Source organism: Bariatricus sp. SGI.154, assembly GCF_050313795.1.
Classification (GTDB): domain Bacteria; phylum Bacillota; class Clostridia; order Lachnospirales; family Lachnospiraceae; genus CAMBRQ01.
In genome coordinates, this window is sequence record NZ_JBNPMC010000001.1 from 259,264 (window position 1) to 278,369 (window position 19,106).

Below are 19,106 nucleotides of genomic sequence, written 5' to 3' on the forward strand. Positions count from 1 at the left end.
AATTTTATCGAACAGAATTTACATATTCCAATCCTTCAGCAGTAAAAAGATCTTCCTGATGTTCAATCATATATTTTCTATCAGATTCCTGATAATTCCCCTGGCTGATATAAAAATCCATTGCTCCCATTGCCATATCTAATGCTTTGAACATTGTTCCATAATTATTCTCTACTGTTTCCGTGAAATATTCATGGTTTTCTTCCAAGGTATAATAATGTGTCTCTTGCAGATAAGCTAGATTCTCTTCATACGGCACAGCTGTCCCCTCTGCTTCTCCCCAATAAGTCAAGGCTTTTGCAGCAAATTCCATATTTTCATCAGAATCCATCATCCAATCCAATATTGCATAATGTGCTTCAAGTATTTTTTCGATACCTGCACGAATACTTGGATCAGACCATGCCTTCTCACTTGTTCCGTAACCTGTTACAAGATTAATTCCCACATCATAGCCTTCAATAACCGGCACAAAACCTTCTTCTTCAAGAGTTGCATCATAACATTGAAAATTCCATACTCCCCATGTTTCGCCTTTTCCCGCAAACATTGCTGCATTTACGTTTGGCTGATCCATATAAACCGGAGTAACATCCTGCAGAGACAATCCAATCTTACTTAATGAATCACCAAGCAGATACTGAAGAGTACTTCCTGACTGCATATATACCTCTCTGCCTTTCCAATCCTCTTTTGAACCTCTGAATCCCGCTTTATTATAATCAGCAGCGGCAAGCGGATCATCTTTTTTTACATAAAACTTTTGGACAACAGAGTCGTCGTTAATGTAGTTAAGCATTTTTATCGACCCCTGAGCACATCCAATAGCAATTCCTCCAAAACCTGTACCAAATAAATCAATTTCATCTGCAGCGATAGCCTCTACACGCAATGGACCTGATGCAGACGGATACCATTCCAAATTGACACCAAGTTCTTTCAATGCTCCTGATTTCCATGCAACATAGATTGGAACCGACAACTGATATCCTACTCCATCTCCATATCGAATGGTTACTTCCTCATCAAGTGCGTCAATCCCCTCAAAGTATGGTTTAACACTATCCCATACTTCTGACAGTTCTTCTTCTGAAATGCTTACGGCTGCTTCATCTTTTGCCTCAGTACTGTCTGCTCCATCTGAATCTCCCGAAGTTCCACAACCACACACCAACATAACCGTTACCAATAAAACCGCTAATAGTTTCTTCATTCTCTTTCGACCTTCCTTTCTCCTAAATCTGATTGAAATATTTACTTGTTATAACTAATTTCATTTTACTTCTTGCAAAACTCAATGTAAAATACTATTATTTAATTAGAACTATAGCCTTTTAGTTATAGTTCAGATCGAAATTATCTTGAAAAGAGGCATTTTATGAATATCAGACAGCTAACTATTTTTATTACTGTATGCCAGTATGGCTCTATGACTGCTGCCGCACAAAAACTTTATATTTCTCAACCTTCCATCAGCAATGCTATTCGAGACTTTGAAAATGAATATGGCGTCCAGTTTTTTGACCGTTCATCAAAACATCTCTCACTAACCGAATATGGTCAGGAAGTTTATGCATATGGTACTCGTATTTTGTCCTTAATTGACGATATTACTACTAGTATTAACAATAAAAAAATAAATACTACTCTTCGCATTGGTACAGGCATTGCATTTGGGAAATTATATTTACCTAGAATTATCAAAGAATTTAAAAGACAGAACCCTCAATGTATTTTTAATATAACTATTGATTCTTCCGAGATATTGGAACCGTTATTAGCAAATGGGGAAATCGACATATGTATTATGGAAGGTACTTCTCACATACCAGACTTTCAACATCAAGAAGTATATCATTCTCCAATTGTTGCTGTCTGTCATAAAGACCACCCTTTGGCTTATCAGAAAAATGTAACTGCCGAAATGTTAATCCAGGAAAATCTCTTACTGCGCGAAAAACTTTGTCCTACACGTGAAATGGTAAATGCATATTTTTCAAATCACAACCTATCTGTAACCTCTTTTTATGAAAGTAGCAGTGCACTTGCTTTGATTAATGCCGTAAAAGAAAATCTTGGAATTGCTATGCTTCCACGTGATCACTATCAGTATTTTTATTCACCTGAATTAAAGATTATTGATATTCCAGATTTTAATTACACACGATATATTGATTTTATTTACAGAAAAAAAACTATAGTATCTCCATTGGCTCAAACATTTATGCAATTTACAACTAACTACATACATAGTTTACAAAAATAAAACTTCCTCATAGAATAGAAAAGGAGATTACTTTCACGTAATCTCCTTTTCTATCTATTATTCTACTTATCTGCCACCTGAATACAATGTTCAATCAGCCATTCTTTCACTAGATTATTCAGTGCAATCTCTTTCAGATCATCTTCTTCCGCAGATTCTTTCAATGCATCAACATCGGCATAGCCATAATCCTCTGCCATCTGCTTAAGCTGTTCCTCATATGCCTCATCGCTTAACTTGATCTTCTCTTTATCCGCAATCGCAGTTGTTACCATGGTCTGCTTTACGCTTGCCTTGGCAGCCTCGTCCACCTGCTTCTCGAACTCTTCAAGACCATATCCCATATTCGTCTGGATAAAGTCTTCGTATTCCTGTCCGTAGTACTCTGCTGCCGTCTTATACTGTTCGATCAAAGAATCTGAGATCTCACTTACTTCCTTATCCGGATACTTCTTAACCTCTGTATTATCCAGAACCGCCTGCCATACACTCTGGCTAAGATCACTGTTATAGTTTGTCTTGGCATCTTCCTCTAACTGCGCTTTAACTTCCTTCTTGTATTCTTTCACAGTCTTAGATTTCTCTGATACGGTTTTCACGAATTCATCTGTCAATTCCGGAACCTCCTGCTGACTGATGGATTTTACCGTAATTGTAAATACAACTTCTTTGCCTGCGTAGTCGGCATTGCTATAGTCTTCCGGGAATGCACCGGCCCAATCATAAGTTTCTCCGATACTATGACCAATTACACTGTCTTCGAACCCGTCAATAAATGTTCCGGAGCCGATTACAAGTGGATAATCCGTAGAAGATCCTCCCTCGAACTCTTCACCATTGATCTTACCAACGAAATCAATCGTCGCAGTATCGCCGTCCTGTACTGCGCGATCGGTAACATCTATGGTCGTCGCATTGGTCTGCAGGGTTGCCTGGATTGCATTCTCAACATCTTCATCTGTAATCTCTCCCGGCTTCTCTACCTGATCCACCTCAACACCCTTGTACTTGGAGATTGTCAGTTCATCCGTCTCCAATCCTGCACTTTTAGAACAGCCTGCCAGAATCATAGATGATGCTGCAACGCCTGTTAATATCATTACTATTTTCTTTTTCATATTCTTTTACACCTCATCATGTTACATAGTTACATACTAATATGTTATAGCATATTCGCCGGAACTTTCATAGACTTTTCACATTTATTTCACGAATTTCTCGTAACAGTTCAGCCATAAGCCGGATTGTGGGCGAATCATGCTTGCATGAATGAACACACAATCCGGCTTATGAGCAGAGCGCCATTTTATGAGCAAAAAGAGCTGCGTAGCAGCGGAGAAGCATCGCAGATGCGTTTTGCGAATGGCGCGGGCTGAACTGTTACGAATTTCTCGTTTCTTTACAATACCGGCGAGAACAGTCTACAAAATTGCTCTTTAAAACGGATGATAAAATCCCTCTGTTCATATTTTTTGCGGGTTACCAGCGTACTCTTCGTAATATCATTTTCAAATGCTTCCATCAGTTTCCCTGTCGTCCTTGTACTGTATATCACCGCGTTTACTTCAAAATTCAGGCTGAAACTTCGAATATCCATATTGGCTGTTCCCATACAGGTAACCAGTCCGTCTACACACATGCATTTTGCATGAAGAAAACCATTCTCATACGTGTAGCATCTTGCTCCTGCCTCAATCATCTCTCCCAGATAAGAATAGGTCGCCCAGTATACGAATGGATGATCCGGCTTGCACGGAATCATAATACGCACATCAATGCCGGACTTGGCCGCAATCTCCAGCGCATCCCGGATATCATCGTCCGGAATGAAATACGGCGTCTGGATATAGATGCTCTTCCTTGCCATATGGATCAGCCGCAGATAATTGTTACGAATCTCCTGGCTATGGGAGTCAGGCCCGCTTGAGATAATCTGCACCGGATCACGGCCACCCCGCAGATATGTCGGGATCTCAAAGAGTCGGTCCTCCAGAAAGAGATTCTCTCCAGCCGCATAATTCCAGTCCAGCACGAACCGGACTGCAAGGGATGTGACCGCCGAGCCTTCGATACAGATATGTGTATCCCGCCAGTACCCGAATCTCCTGTTCTTCCCCAGATATTCGCGCCCTATATTAAAACCGCCGACGAATCCGATTCTTCCGTCTATGACCACAATCTTTCTGTGATTACGATAATTCACACGGAGTTGTAATTTCCCCAGAACCGCCGGGAAGAATTCTGCCACTTCAATTCCGGCTTTTCGAAGCCGCACCCAGTCAGAATGGTGCATCCCTCTACATCCCATACTATCGAACAGGACTCTGACTTCTACGCCCTGTCTTGCCTTGCGAATCAATACCTCTTCAATCTCTTTCCACAGTTCATCGTTGCGAATAATGTAGTACTGCATGTGGATATAATTCCTTGCATGATCCATCTCGGATAGCAGGGCGTTGAATTTCTCCCTGCCGTCTGTATAGATGCGAATATCATTATTATCGGTCAGTACTGCCTCTCCTTCGTTCAGATTATAGAGGATCAGCCGCTTGAAGCGATCCAGTTCCGGGTCTCGAAGCCGTAACTTCTTCCGATAGATGGATTCCTCCTGCCTTCGTACGGCATACTTAATCTCACCTTCGATCTCTTTCATCTTGAACATCCGGTCTTTTCGGAAATTCTGTCCCAGAATCAGGTATAACACGAATCCCAATACGGGAATAAAATACAGAAGCAAAAGCCATGCCCACACCGTTGTGGGATTCCTCCGCTGAAAGAATATGATGATCAACGTAAAAACTATATTAATAAGGAACAGATGATCCAGCATCCATCCATATGTTCCAACAATTCCGCCTACTATTGTCTGAAGCACCTTTCTCCCCCTCCTTATTATGAACTGTTCATTACCTACATATATAGTATACATTTTCTTTTCAGGAAAAGTAACCCTAAAATCGCAAATCTCTTGCACTTGCTGAGAAAGAATGTTACAATGTAATTTGAGAAAAATAGTTTTTTAGGAGGTTCGCTGTGAGTAAGGTTACTATTGTAATGCTTGTTATTTTAATCGTCTTAATCATTGCATGTGTCGTGTTATATTTCTTAGGAAAAAAAGCAGAGAAAAAGCAGGCCGAACAACAGGCTCAGTTAGATGCTGTTGCACAGACTGTATCGATGCTGATCATTGATAAAGGCAAGATGAAGCTGAAAGATGCCAATCTGCCGGCCGTTGTTCTGGAGAATACACCGAAGTATCTTCGTCGTTCTAAGGTACCGGTTGTAAAGGCGAAGGTTGGACCTAAGATCATGACTCTGATGTGTGACGCGCAGATTTATCCACTGATTCCTGTTAAGAAGGAAGTAAAGGCAACTGTAAGTGGTATCTACATAACCGAAGTGAAAGGCTTAAGAGGACCGCTTGAGACACCACAGAAGAAAAAAGGCCTCTTCGCAAGATTACGTAATAAGTAAAATAACAAGACTGGATTTAAAAGAGTATTAAAACGGGCAAGAAACTGATGACTCATCTAATGTTTCTTACCCGTTTTTTCTGTCTAATGTTCTAACGCCTTGATATTCATCGTAATATTACAGTCTGCGATCATCTCGCTGTTGACGTCCAATGCATAATTCACATGAACGTCTATATTCTGCTCCGTCACCTCTACCTGCATATCCTTGGTATGAGTACCCACCAGCAGTTCACCATAAGGTGTCTCATACTGAGTCATATTGATCTTATCTTTCTCAAAAATCATATGGGCATGGGACAGACCGCTTTTCATAATCTCCAGTTTGCCGTCCTCTGCAATCCGAATCTTATTCTTAATCGTTCCTGGCATCCCCTCTACCAGTTCATCGTAGATGACGTAATGCTTCCCATTCTTATAATAATACATCGCCGGGGTGATCACTTCAATCGGCTCATTCTCATCTTCATCTGTTATCCCTGCCGTATCATAGTGAAGTCCCGATATACTCAATAATACATCTTTCGTCATAGAATCACCTAATATTCTTCAATATTGATCTGTTTTGCTGCCGTCACGTCATAAGGAAGGATCGTATTGGCAAAATGCGCGAACTTCTCTGCCGCATCACTTACATAGAATTCATAAGTTGCGGACTCTCCTGACTCGTTCGCAATATTTTGCTCTGCAAGGACCGCCTTCAGATCCATTGCGGTCTCATAAGCCGGATTCACAATATGTACCCGTTCTCCAAAATATTCCATAATCCTGGATCTTAACAGCGGATAATGGGTACACCCAAGAATCATCGTATCGATATCCGTCTTTCTCATATCCGACAGATAGATATCAATCACTTCCTCCGTAATCTTATGCTTGGCAAAGCCTTCTTCCACCAATGGCACGAACAGTGGACAGGGCTTTCCAATCACTGAAGCCTCCGGCTTCATCTGCCGGATCACCTTTGTATAAGTCTCGCTTCGTATCGTGGCTTCTGTTCCCGCTACTCCGATCTTCCCATTCTTCGTTGCCTGAACCGCCGCCCTTGCTCCCGGCACGATCACTCCAACAATCGGAATATCGAACTCTTCCTTCACCGTATCAAGCGCCAGAGCACTTGCCGTATTACAGGCAATAACGATTGCTTTCACATCCTTCGTCTCCAGAAACCGAATAATCTGTCTGGAAAACCGGATGATATTATCCTTAGACTTGCTTCCATATGGCACTCTGGCCGTATCCCCAAAATATACAATATTCTCCTGAGGCAGCTGACGCATAATCTCCCTTGCTACAGTCAGACCACCCACCCCAGAATCAAAGACTCCGATAGGAGCCGTCCCCTTAGAATTCATCTCCACGATAATGATCTCCTTTATCTATCCATTCGTATTAATCATTGTAACGTTTGTGTCCTATAATTTCAAGGTAAAAGTGGGAATTTTAGAATCCGTTAGCAGGAAAAGAGCCATAACTCGATTTCCAAGTTATGGCTCTTTTCCTGCTAACGGATTCTTAACGAAATGTTCCGGTTCTATACGCACCTGTCGCATTCCCCTCTGCCGTCCGCTCCCAACATCACATTATCTCAATAAATTCCACCCTACAGTGCGAGTTCCTTCGCAACTTCATACTGATACTCCGGAATCTCTTTCTTCATGCCAAGTGCTTCGTCGATATCGAAGTCAACATACTGTCCATGTCTGTATCCAACAACACGGTTTGTCTTTCCTGCAATCAGAAGGTCAACTGCCATTGCGCCCATGATAGATGCATATACTCTATCCTTACATGTCGGGCTTCCGCCACGCTGCATGTGTCCGATGATGGTTGCTCTGGTCTCCATGCCGGTTGCTTCTTCGATTCTCTTAGCCATCTCGATAGATCCGCCGATTCCTTCTGCGTTGATAATGATATAATTCTTCTTACCACGCTTTCTGCATTCCTGAATATCAGCTACGATTGCAGACTCGTCAAAGTCATGCTCTTCCGGCATCAGGATACTCTCTGCGCCATTGGCAATACCACACCACAATGCCAGATATCCTGCATCTCTACCCATAACCTCGATGATTGAACATCTCTCATGGGAAGTAGATGTATCACGCACTTTATCGATTGCTTCCATTGCTGTATTAACGGCTGTGTCAAAACCGATTGTATATTCTGTACATGCAATATCAAGGTCGATCGTTCCCGGAATTCCGATTGTGTTAATTCCATAGTGAGCCAGTTTCTGTGCTCCGGCGAAAGAACCATCTCCTCCGATTACTACAAGTCCGTCAATTCCATACTTTTTGCAGATTGCTGCTGCTTTCTGCTGTCCTTCTTCGGTACGCATCTCCGGACAGCGTGCCGTCTGCAGAATTGTTCCACCGCGCTGGATTGTATCAGATACGTCTCTTGCGGAGAGATCAATAATCTCTTCGTCTAACAGTCCCTGATATCCTTTTCTGATACCTCTGACTTTCAGACCTTTTCCCAATGCTGTCCTTACTACTGCACGGATTGCTGCATTCATTCCCGGCGCATCGCCACCGCTTGTCAATACACCAATTGTTCGTATTACTTTGCCTGCCATGATCATTCCTCCATCGTATTCATAGTTTGATAATTTACTATCTACCTCTCTCGAGCAACATTTTACATTAATTACTAGATGTTTTCAATGGGTTTTTCGATTACTTTTACACAAGATTCGCCCAGATAATTCGTCAATTTGCTGTATAGAATCCGGTCAGCATTCACGTTTCTGTTCGCCGAAAGCCGTTTTACCGCCTTCTCTTTTTTACAGTAGATTACGACAGTATCCTGTCCATCCGAATCTTTAAGCATATCAAAAAGTTCTTGCTCCTGGGCAAGATATGCCGCCTTATCAGCATATTGAAGCCACAGTTCCCTCTTGGTCTGTTCAAATGGAATCACCGTCTCACAGATCAATTTGCTCGCTGCTTCATCTTCTTCTGATACCCTTCCTTTGATAAATACTTTTCCCTCTTCATTCAGATACTGTTGATTCTTCTCGTAATCCCTTGGGAATATCACTACTTCGACGGAACCTGCCAGATCCTCCAGCGTAATGAATGCCATCGTCTTATTATTCTTCGTATACTTAATGGTCTTCGACGTAATCATGCCGCCCACGATCTCTCTGGCTCCGTCATGCACCTTGGTCCTTCCCGTCTCATCATCCAACTGGAAATCAAGTGTTGTTCTGGTAATATTCTTTCTCCACTTCTCTTCATATTCTTCCATAGGATGCCCGCTTAGATACACGCCCAGCACTTCTTTTTCGAATGCCAATTTCGTCTCTTTCTCATACTCTCCCACCTTCGGAAGAGGGATATCGAATTCTGCCTTCTGATCCTCACCCACCAGGTCGAACAGAGACATCTGCCCCGTCATAGAATACTTGCGCTCCTGATTCACCTGATCCACAATCTGCACATAGATCATCATGAACTGCTTTCTGGTTCCTCCAAGACTGTCAAATGCTCCCGACTTAATGAAATTCTCTATCGTCCGCTTATTGACCTCTTTACCGGAGAGTCTCTCAATAAAATCTTTCAGATTCTTGAACTCCCCTCTGATCTTGCGCTCTTCTATGATTGCACCTATGACCGGTCTTCCGATACTCTTAATTGCAGCAAGTCCATACCGGATATTTCCATTATCTACAGAGAAATTACCCATTCCTTTATTGATATCCGGCGGCAGAATCTCAATTCCCATCTGCCGGCAGGTATAGATATACTCTGACACCTTGCCCGGATTATCGATTACGGAGGTCATAAGCGCCGCCATGAACTCTACCGGATAATAGTATTTCAGCCATGCCGTCTGATATGCCACCACTGCATAAGCCGCCGCATGCGACTTATTGAACGCATACTTGGCAAAATCTATCATCTCATCATAGATCTTATTAGCAATCTTCTCGCTGATTCCATTGGCGATACATCCTGGCACTCCCTCTTCAGTATTCCCATATACGAAATTCTGGCGCTCTTTCTTCATGACATCGCCCTTCTTCTTGGACATGGCTCGCCTCAGAAGATCGCTTCTCCCCAACGTATATCCTGCCAGGTCACGTACAATCTGCATAACCTGCTCCTGATAGACGATACATCCATAAGTCGGCGCAAGGATTGGCTCTAACTGCGGACAGTCATAGGTAATACTCTCTGTATTGTTCTTTCCTTTAATATACTGCGGGATGAAATCCATCGGTCCTGGCCGGTACAGGGAGATACCCGCAATAATATCCTCCAGATTCTGTGGCTTAAGTTCCTTCATGAAACTTTTCATACCGCCGCTCTCTAACTGAAAGATACCATCCGTCTTACCGGTTCCAATAGACTCCAGTACCTTCTTGTCATCATAGTCGATCTTATGAATGTCAATTTTCTTTCCTTCACTTTCGCTTGCCAGATTCGCGGCATCCTGAATCACCGTCAGAGTACGAAGCCCCAGGAAATCCATCTTAAGAAGCCCTAACTCCTCCAACGTTGTCATGGTAAATTGTGTCGTCACGGCACCATCCGATCCCAGAGATAACGGCACATATTCATCAATTGATTTCTGAGAGATGACCACACCGGCGGCATGCATAGAAGTATGTCTTGGCAGACCCTCCAGCCTCTTAGACATGTCAATCAATTCCCGTACCTGTTCATCCTCCTGGTACAATTTGCGAAGTTCCGAATTCATCTCCAGCGCGCGTTCCAGCGTGATATTCAATTCTTTTGGCACCATCTTCGCAATACTGTCCACGAAAGCATAAGGAAGGTCCATAACTCTTCCTACATCCCGGAGTACACCTTTTGCTGCCAGCGTACCGAAAGTAACAATCTGAACCACCCGGTCGGTTCCGTATTTCTCCACCACGTAATCAATGACCTCCTGCCTGCGTTCGAAGCAGAAGTCTACGTCAATATCGGGCATAGACACACGCTCCGGATTCAGGAAACGCTCGAACAGAAGCTGATACTTAATTGGATCAATGCTGGTAATCTCCAGACAGTAGGCGACGATACTTCCCGCCGCCGATCCACGTCCCGGACCAACCATAATATCATGATCTTTCGCATATTTGATAAAATCCCACACAATCAGGAAATAATCCACATAGCCCATGGACTTGATCACTGACAATTCGTATTCCAGCCGCTCTTTTAAAGAAGAATCCGAATTCGGATACCGCTTTTCCAGCCCTTCATAACACAGATGCTGCAGATATTCCCAGGAGGTATATCCTTCCGGCACATCGAATTTCGGCAGTTTCGTAACACCGAACTCGATCTCCACATTACAGCGGTCTGCGATTTTTTGCGTATTCTCCAAAGCCTGAAGCGCATATGGGAAGAGTTCCCTCATCTGAGCCTCAGATTTGATATAGTACTGCCCGCCTTCATAACGCATACGGTTCTCATCGGACAATTTCTTCCCCGTCTGAATACACAGAAGGATATCATGAGGCTTCTCATCTTCTGCGTAAGTATAATGGATATCGTTGGTCGCCACCAGTTCGATCCCTGTCTCCTGAGACATGCGAAGCAAAGACTGGTTCACCATCTTCTGCTCCTGCATCCCATGATCCTGCAATTCCAGAAAGAAGTTCCCTTCTCCAAATATCTCCTGATAACGCAGCGCCGCTTCTTTGCCTTCACTGTACATTCCACGCAGGATATTCTTCTGTACTTCTCCTGCCAGGCAGGCACTTAATGCGATAATTCCTTCATGGAATTCCTTTAACACCTCCAGATCCACACGAGGTTTATAATAATAGCCTTCGGTAAATCCTTTGGATACGATTTTCATCAGATTGTGATATCCCAGATCATTCTCGGCAAGCAGAACCAGATGGTGATATCGGTCGTCACCACTTCCCGTTGCTTCTTTATCAAACCGAGAGCCTGGAGCCACATAGACTTCACAGCCAAGAATCGGCTTAATCCCTGCCGCCTTCGCCGCGCGATAGAAGTCGATGACTCCGAACATGACACCGTGATCTGTAATCGCCACGCTGTTCATTCCCAGTTCTTTTACTCTGGATACACATTCTTTTATCTTATTAGAGCCGTCCAGCAGACTGTATTCTGTATGGACGTGAAGATGTGCAAAACTCATAATTACTCCTTCTTAATTGTTATTGGACAAGTGTTCGTACATGCCATTCATAATTCGGCTCGTCTACGATACACAAAAAGGTGCTCCCGCATAAGGAACACCTTCTCTTGGTCCACATTCACTCTGAATTAGTTATCACCATTTACCATGAACTTAATCAGTCTGTCGATATCTTCCTTCTCATATGCAATAATCTCTAATTCCGGGATCTCTCCGTTAGAGAAGATATTAGCCATAGATACGTACTGAGATAACTTAGACTTTAAGTTCAGTCTGTCTCCTTCACCTGTAACTAACTCTACTTTACCTTTGCAATCGTCAACTACGCTAAAAAACTTATCAATGTTCGTAATGTTCTGTACTTTCATCTTCAACAGTCTCCTTTTTTGATTTCATTCCTTCGCCTTAATTATAACCTATCTGCTTCGTTTTTCAATATTTTTTTCACAAATTTCTATCTTTCCTTCTTTTAACAGACGACCTACCGCACGTTTGAATGCATTCTTGCTTAATCCAAATTCCTTCTGAATCAGTTCCGGGTCTGCCTTATCGGTAAATGGCAGCCTGCCGCCATACATTTCGATTCTCTTCATGACCATATCCGCGTCTGCATCCATCTGCATAAATGCTTTCTCACGCACAGCAAGATCTAGTTTCCCGTCCTCTTTCACCTTAGCAACCCTGGCATGTACCTTATCTCCCACTTTCAGATTCCCGAATGCCTCGCGCTTCGGAATCAATGCAGAATAGCAATTGTCCACTGCCACGAATACACCAAAATTATCACTGATCTCATAGACAATTCCCGTCACCTGATCATCCTTCTGGTATGGAGAATCTGTACGCAGTCTATCATATACCTTCATGGTCGCACAGAGTCTGCCGGATTTATCAATATACAAGGCAGCCAGTACCTCATCTCCTTTTCTTACCTTTGCAGTCTGCTCTTTGAATGGAAGCAGCAGGTCTTTTTCCAGCCCCCAGTCTAAGAATGCGCCGATTTTTCCCGTATCTGCAACTTTCAGTACCGCCAGTTCTCCTAAAGTGATCTTCGGCTCATTAGTGGTAGCGATCAGCCTGTCCGAAGAATCTTTATATAAGAATACCTCCACCGGATCACCGAGTTCAATTCCCTTTGGAACCTGTTTCTTTGGAAGGAGAACCTTCTCCTGGCTATTTCCCAGGTAGACACCGAATTCCACCTCTTTTACTACCATCAATCTTACTTTTTTTCCCAAATTATCTGCTAATGCCATCTCTGCTTCCTTTCTCTACTGTTTTCAGTTCCACTGTATCTGATATCTATTTCAGTTCTACAACTGCATATGGCTTCCCTGCCTCATCACACAGTTCCACAACCGTCCGCTCATCCTCAACTGCCAGTTTCGGATGAATCATATCCCCATATATCGCTGACTTCTTATATTCAACCCGAAGATTCTGAACTTCCATCTCCCCCGGCAGCACTTCCAATGCCATCTGCACATACTGGCAGTTATTCACATGCTCATTCGTGTCAATATGATATTTCCTTACCGGAAATGCATCCAGCTGCCGGACTTCTTCCGGAAGCGTGATCTTCCTTGGCGCATACTCCATCTCAAGAGGCTCCCCGATGCCGTAGAGTTCGATCTCTGCTGCATCCGGTTTCACAGGTCTTCCCTTCTCCACATCCATGTAAACCCATATGGAATTGGCATATGCAACATTCTGATGCGCCTCATCCTTCATACAGAAGTTACGGATTCCATACAAGCCCTTGAAATCCGTAGCCCAAGTGCTGACCTGAACCGATTCTCCAAGTTCCGGATAGCGTTCCACCACCACCTGCCAGGAAGACAATATCCACGCCCTCTTATGCTCTGTACAGTAATCGATTCCCATACCCAGGCTCTCTGAATGGAACGTACTGCAATCCTGAAAATAATTGATGATTCCCGGCAGTGTGATCCGTTTCGTATGATCCACCTCGCTGAACCGGATTCTGCTGTCGAATGTATACTGATTATTCCTTTGCACTGGCTACGTAACTCCTTTCTATCGTAATGACACACTGATACCTCTGATCCGCGATCTGCAACAGTTTGATCAGTGTCGTCCGTAATTCATCCTGTTTTTTCTTATCATATTCAAAAGGCACCACCATATCGAAGATCAGATTGATCTGTTCTTTCCCATCTACCATCCGAAAATCATGAATCGTTACCACCGGATCTACCGCATCTAAGATCTGCTCTACTTGCTTACGTACCTGAATGACATGCACATCTTTCGTTTCCACCGGGTCCATATGGATCACCAGAAATATACCTAACTTCTTAATTGCATCCCGCTCAATCCGGTCGATAATCTCATGAGACACCTCAATATCCACATCATTGGGCACCTCTGCATGAATCGAAGCCATACTCCTGCCAGGTCCATAATTATGTACAATCAGATCATGGCTTCCCATAATCCCTTTATATCCCTCTACGAAATTCGAGATCCTTGCATATTCTTCCGGTGCCACCGCTTCTCCGATCAACGGTTCCAGTGTATCCTTCGCAATTCCAACGCCAGCCCACATGACCACCAACGATACTCCAAGCCCTACAAAACCATCAATATTAATCCCGGTCACACCGAAAAAGATAATCGATACGATGGTTGCTGATGTCGTGATCACATCTCCCATAGCATCCGCCGCCGTCGCAAGCATCACTTTGGAATCAATCTTCTTTCCCAACTTCCGATTAAAATAACTCATCCATAATTTTACGCCGATAGACAGCACCAGAATCAGGACAGACACAGCCTGGAACTTCAGCACCTCCGGATGCCGGATCTTCCCAATCGCATCTTTGAAGAATGTAAATCCCACCTGCAATACCAAAAATGCTACGACCAGCGCCGCGATATACTCGATTCTTCCGTGCCCAAACGGATGATCTCTGTCTGCCGGCTTACTCGCCATCTTCACACCTACCAGCCCGATGATCGAAGAGCCTGCATCTGACAGATTATTGAATGCATCTGCCATAACAGAGATACTGTGCAGCAGATAGCCAATGATCCATTTTACTATGAATAAAATCACATTACAAAAGATGCCTACCACACTCGCCAACACTCCATAGGCGGTTCTGACAGACACCTTCTCTATCTCTTCATAATCCTTTACAAAATGTCTTACCAAAAATTCAGTCATGAAAAACTGCCTCCATGTTTTCTCTATTCTTCTTTGGCGACATCTCCAAAGAAAAACCATCTTATCTTAAAGTCTGACGTGGCTGTAACCATCTCATATTCCTCGGCTGTCAGCGCTTCTTTCAGGTCTTCCTTTCCTTCCTCACTGACCACCGCACAAGTTGCATTGGTGAAGCATAGATTCGGATAAAGAACACACCACCAATTATGCCCTTTGGCACTTCCCAGTTTGATTCTAAGAGCCTCATAATTCCCCTGAGGGAATACGATATCTCCATATCGTTTATCCGGGAAATAACAGAACTCCACAGAGGCTTTGGAAGTATAAGAATACCCTTCCTCCCTGATCACCCGGTCTGCCACTTCTTCAAATTCTTCCAGATGGCTTCCCGCCCATGCCTTCGTTGCCTTCCCATCCGGTTCTTCTTCCAGTTCCTGCGCCATGCTATCCTTCATATACGCAATTACGGCATCTCTGACCTTCAATTTTACCGCTTGGTCTTCCTCGCTGTCACTGTTTGCCAGAACATGGAAGCGGAACACTTCTTCTGCCAGTCCCTGCTGAGTCGCAGACATCTTGGCATCCACCCGCATCATCCCACGTTCCACCAATACCACTGTAAGCAGCCACGCAATACAGACTCCCAGTATAACACAGATCGCCTGCTTGATTCTATATCTCTTTGCAAATTCTTTCTCCCAATTCATATGTACTGCGCCTCCTTTAAACTGTTATCAGGAGTCTTGACATATAAAATGGCTTTTATTCATATTTATATTAATTATTCTTCATACGGATCACATCGATCACCGCTTCTACCTGATTATCAATGTGCTTACACACAATCTCAGTTGCCTTCTCTTTTTCTTTTCTCTCAATATGACGGATAATCTCTTCATGCTCCGCGACCAGCTGCGGATATGCTTCTGGATTCTTAAGATATTCCACACGGTAACGGTACATCTGCTCTCCCAGATTATTCAGAAGCTGAATCAATCTCTGATTATCGGTTGCTTTATAGATAATATCGTGGAAATGCACGTCTGCTTCCGCAATCTCTGTAACATCACTGCTTTCCAATATCCTCTTGAATTCTTCTGCTGCTTCCTCCAGTTCCCGGATCTGTTCTTTGGTAATCTTATCACAGGTAAGCTGAACGGCAAGTTCTTCTAAGGCTTTGCGAACCTCCAGAACATCCCTCATGCTTTTCTCTGTGATGTCTGCAACCTCTGCTCCCTTTCTTGGAATCATCAGCACCAGACCTTCCAGTTCCAGTTTTCGGATTGCTTCTCTGATTGGAGTCCGGCTGACTCCAAGTTTGTTCGCCAACTGAATCTCCATCAGTCTCTCTCCCGGCTTTAACTCGCCTCTTAAGATTGCCTGGCGAAGCGTATTGAACACCACATCTCTAAGCGGCAGATATTCATTCATATTGACTTTAAAATTCGGTTCCATCTTTTATTTCCTCCTTGCATTATGTACGCTGGTTACGTACGCCTGCTTTGCTAATCGTAATTCCTTTATCTTTTGTGCTGCATGTTTCGCCTTCTGCTTATCATCATAGAGACCGAATACTGTAGGACCGCTGCCGCTCATCATTGCATTCAGGGCACCCTCCTTCTTCATCACCATCTTAATCTCCTCGATGATCGGATATTCTTCTATGGTTACCTTCTCCAGCACATTACCCATACACGATGCAATCTGTTCCAGATTCTCTTCCTCAAGCCCTGCGAGGATTCCATCAATGTCCGGATGATCTGTGATCTCGTGAGAATCCAGTTTCTCATACACAAGCTTCGTAGATACACTGATTGGCGGTTTGGCAATCAGCACGCAGCACTTCGGCATCGCCGGAAGCGGTGTCAGAATCTCGCCGATTCCTTCTGCCAACACCGTTCCTCTCATGATGCAATAAGGCACATCCGCTCCCAGTGCCACTCCACGCTTCATCAATTCCTCCTGGGATAGTCCCAGGGAAAACATACGATTGATTCCGAACAGGACTGCTGCCGCATTCGAACTGCCCCCAGCCATTCCTGCCGCAACCGGAATATGTTTATCCAACGTAATCTTCACGCCTTCCTTAATCTGAAACTCCTCCATCAGCAGACTTGCCGCCTTATATGCGAGGTTATTCTCATTCACAGGAAGATAGAAGAGGTTGGTAAACAGACGGATTCCCGGCTGCTTCGTCTTCTCAATCCGTATCTGATCGTAGAGATAGACCGTCTGCATTACCATGCGTACATCATGATAGCCATTCTCTCTTCTTCCTAACACATCCAACCCCAGATTGATCTTTCCCAGTGCTTTTAATTCTAATTTATCCATATGTGCGCTCCTTGTAATATGCCTTATGCTCTATATCCTGCACTTTACATTCTGTATCTTGTATACAGTGTACTTATAGTATACTCATATTTTCTTTAAAAATCAATATCCTATCGCCAGATTTTATCTCATCCGTGTCAAGTTCATTTACCTCTTTGATCCCTTCTACCGTTGTATGATATCTTTTCGCCAGATCCCACAGAACATCCCCATCCCGCACAATATATCCTGTGATTCCGGGACGTTTCTCCATCTCCTCCATGTCAATCGGCTGGAAATCAATCTCTCCGATATTCTTAAGTCGTACAGGTTTTTTCAAGAAACTATGGAACGCCAGCACCGCCTTGATCTCTATTTTGTCTGTTCCAAGCAGACCGATCGAGAGCTGCTCCACGGCATAGGTCAATCCATAAGTCATATCCTCCGATGTCTCATTGCTTTCCAACAGGTATGAGAACGGAATCATTCCCTGCCAGGTATCAAACGGAATCTCATCATCCGCTTTCACATACAGAAAACTGATATGCAGCACCCCTTCTATCTGGATTCCGCCCTCTGCCACCTCAGTGTGCTCGATCTGAATTCTTGCACTGTTATGGCAAATCTGCAGAATGTCATCCTTAATCTCAGGCAATGACAACTGCTCGGTCACCTTGCATTTGGAATGATTCTGCATCAGAAGCTGTTCCATCATTTCTTCTGAGAGTTTCGGCGTACACGTCTGCTTCAGAGAGTAGACATCCGCAAGCACATCCAGGCGTTCTTCTTCATATACGATCAAACGCACCTCCAGAGTTGCTTCCACTCCAATCAGACGCATCTCACCATCTTCGTCCATCCTCACATCAATATTCACATCTGCAAGTTCCGGATAGATCTGATGATACATATTATCCTGCGCTCCATAACATTCTATTCGTCCCTCATAGGGAATTGTCTGTTCAATCCAGTCCGTCTTCCCATCCAGCGATTCATAGAAACAGAACAACAGCAACTCTCCCTGCAGTTTTAGTTCATCCGCCTCAAGTCTGGTATCCAGTTTTCTGCTGGTCACTTCCGTCCAAAGCAGCGTCCCTATATTCTCCTTCGTTCCTCCGATCGATACTTCTTCTTTAATCCGGTAAGTATCCTTCTTCGTCGCAAATACTTTCAAAAGTTCTTTGTTCTCGAATCTCTTATACAACGAGATATCTCCGTCAACATCCACCGTAATCTCTGCCTCCCGCTTTCCTTCGGAACAGATGGCAAGTTCCGCCAACGTCTTAATATTCAATTTTCTGGAATGAATTGCTGTCACCGTCAGATCCACACTGGAAGACTGGATGAAAAGATTCCCCACCGGTTCTTCCTCCAGATAGACCATTTCCTCAAAAGGAATCCGCCCCTCCAGACTTGAAAGACGTGCCTCTCCCTCATCCGTCACATACAACACCTTAAAATTCAGTTTTCCCGCAACCCTTATGTAATTCTCCACAACTTTCATGTCCTCTACAGACAGAGTGCCTTCTCCTAGAATCACTCTCTTCACATCGCTCTTGGCATCCGGTACATTATAATCATCATCTATATAGAACTGATCCGTAATCGTCTTCCCCGTCCTGTAAGTATGCATCTGTTTTGTTACATATTCCATCTTCTTGAACCTCCTATATTATCACCGTCAGATCTCAAACATCGCCTGAACAATTCATATGCCTCTCGCTTCATATGATCT

The 19,106-nt window shown here is 43.7% G+C and carries 17 protein-coding genes; 2 read left to right on the forward strand and 15 right to left on the reverse strand.

What is annotated here, in order from left to right:
- Window positions 1-4: 4 nt before the first annotated feature.
- Entirely contained in the window at window positions 5-1,213 is a 1,209-nt protein-coding gene (locus tag ACQRBN_RS01325; RefSeq protein ID WP_427737108.1) for an ABC transporter substrate-binding protein, read from the reverse strand.
- 165 nt (window positions 1,214-1,378) lie between these two features.
- On the opposite strand from ACQRBN_RS01325, the gene ACQRBN_RS01330 reads away from it, so the two are divergent.
- Window positions 1,379-2,266 (forward strand): LysR family transcriptional regulator, encoded by an 888-nt coding sequence (locus ACQRBN_RS01330; protein ID WP_427737109.1) that lies wholly within the window; start codon window positions 1,379-1,381, stop codon window positions 2,264-2,266.
- 62 nt (window positions 2,267-2,328) lie between these two features.
- Here the strand turns inward: ACQRBN_RS01330 and tig are convergent, their stop codons facing one another.
- Together tig and cls are read right to left on the reverse strand one after the other, a co-directional pair.
- Window positions 2,329-3,384 carry a trigger factor gene (gene tig / locus ACQRBN_RS01335; protein WP_427737110.1) on the reverse strand — a complete coding sequence of 352 codons (1,056 nt, stop codon included), beginning with the start codon at window positions 3,382-3,384 and terminating at the stop codon, window positions 2,329-2,331.
- A gap of 281 nt (window positions 3,385-3,665) precedes the next feature.
- Window positions 3,666-5,096, reverse strand: coding sequence for a cardiolipin synthase (gene cls, locus ACQRBN_RS01340; protein WP_427737239.1), 1,431 nt, complete (start codon window positions 5,094-5,096; stop codon window positions 3,666-3,668).
- 203 nt (window positions 5,097-5,299) lie between these two features.
- Between cls and ACQRBN_RS01345 the strand changes: the two genes are divergently transcribed.
- Entirely contained in the window at window positions 5,300-5,740 is a 441-nt protein-coding gene (locus ACQRBN_RS01345; RefSeq protein ID WP_427737111.1) for a hypothetical protein, read from the forward strand.
- 83 nt (window positions 5,741-5,823) lie between these two features.
- On the opposite strand, the gene ACQRBN_RS01350 is transcribed toward ACQRBN_RS01345, so the two are convergent.
- The 12 genes from ACQRBN_RS01350 to ACQRBN_RS01405 form a co-directional block, all read right to left on the reverse strand.
- Window positions 5,824-6,270, reverse strand: a complete 447-nt coding sequence (locus ACQRBN_RS01350) for a DUF1934 domain-containing protein (protein WP_427737112.1) — start codon at window positions 6,268-6,270, stop codon at window positions 5,824-5,826.
- Window positions 6,271-6,278: 8 nt separating this feature from the next.
- Entirely contained in the window at window positions 6,279-7,094 is an 816-nt protein-coding gene (gene murI / locus ACQRBN_RS01355; RefSeq protein ID WP_427737240.1) for a glutamate racemase, read from the reverse strand.
- Window positions 7,095-7,342: 248 nt separating this feature from the next.
- Entirely contained in the window at window positions 7,343-8,320 is a 978-nt protein-coding gene (pfkA, locus tag ACQRBN_RS01360) for a 6-phosphofructokinase (protein ID WP_427737113.1), read from the reverse strand.
- A 74-nt stretch (window positions 8,321-8,394) separates the two neighbouring features.
- Window positions 8,395-11,868, reverse strand: coding sequence for a DNA polymerase III subunit alpha (locus ACQRBN_RS01365; RefSeq protein ID WP_427737114.1), 3,474 nt, complete (start codon window positions 11,866-11,868; stop codon window positions 8,395-8,397).
- A 128-nt stretch (window positions 11,869-11,996) separates the two neighbouring features.
- Window positions 11,997-12,236 carry a polya polymerase gene (locus ACQRBN_RS01370; protein WP_427737115.1) on the reverse strand — a complete coding sequence of 80 codons (240 nt, stop codon included), beginning with the start codon at window positions 12,234-12,236 and terminating at the stop codon, window positions 11,997-11,999.
- A 48-nt stretch (window positions 12,237-12,284) separates the two neighbouring features.
- Entirely contained in the window at window positions 12,285-13,124 is an 840-nt protein-coding gene (locus tag ACQRBN_RS01375) for a CvfB family protein (protein ID WP_427737116.1), read from the reverse strand.
- 46 nt (window positions 13,125-13,170) lie between these two features.
- Window positions 13,171-13,887 carry an acyl-[acyl-carrier-protein] thioesterase gene (locus ACQRBN_RS01380; RefSeq protein WP_427737117.1) on the reverse strand — a complete coding sequence of 239 codons (717 nt, stop codon included), beginning with the start codon at window positions 13,885-13,887 and terminating at the stop codon, window positions 13,171-13,173.
- Entirely contained in the window at window positions 13,874-15,058 is a 1,185-nt protein-coding gene (locus ACQRBN_RS01385) for a cation diffusion facilitator family transporter (protein WP_427737118.1), read from the reverse strand. Before ACQRBN_RS01385 ends, ACQRBN_RS01380 begins: the two co-directional genes overlap by 14 nt.
- 23 nt (window positions 15,059-15,081) lie before the next feature.
- Entirely contained in the window at window positions 15,082-15,765 is a 684-nt protein-coding gene (gene spoIIR / locus ACQRBN_RS01390) for a stage II sporulation protein R (RefSeq protein WP_427737119.1), read from the reverse strand.
- A gap of 70 nt (window positions 15,766-15,835) precedes the next feature.
- Window positions 15,836-16,513, reverse strand: coding sequence for a GntR family transcriptional regulator (locus tag ACQRBN_RS01395; RefSeq protein ID WP_427737120.1), 678 nt, complete (start codon window positions 16,511-16,513; stop codon window positions 15,836-15,838).
- A 3-nt stretch (window positions 16,514-16,516) separates the two neighbouring features.
- Complete coding sequence (ispE, locus tag ACQRBN_RS01400; RefSeq protein ID WP_427737121.1) at window positions 16,517-17,392, reverse strand: 4-(cytidine 5'-diphospho)-2-C-methyl-D-erythritol kinase; 876 nt, start codon at window positions 17,390-17,392, stop codon at window positions 16,517-16,519.
- Window positions 17,393-17,465: 73 nt separating this feature from the next.
- Entirely contained in the window at window positions 17,466-19,025 is a 1,560-nt protein-coding gene (locus tag ACQRBN_RS01405) for a DUF3794 and LysM peptidoglycan-binding domain-containing protein (RefSeq protein WP_427737123.1), read from the reverse strand.
- Window positions 19,026-19,106: the final 81 nt, after the last annotated feature.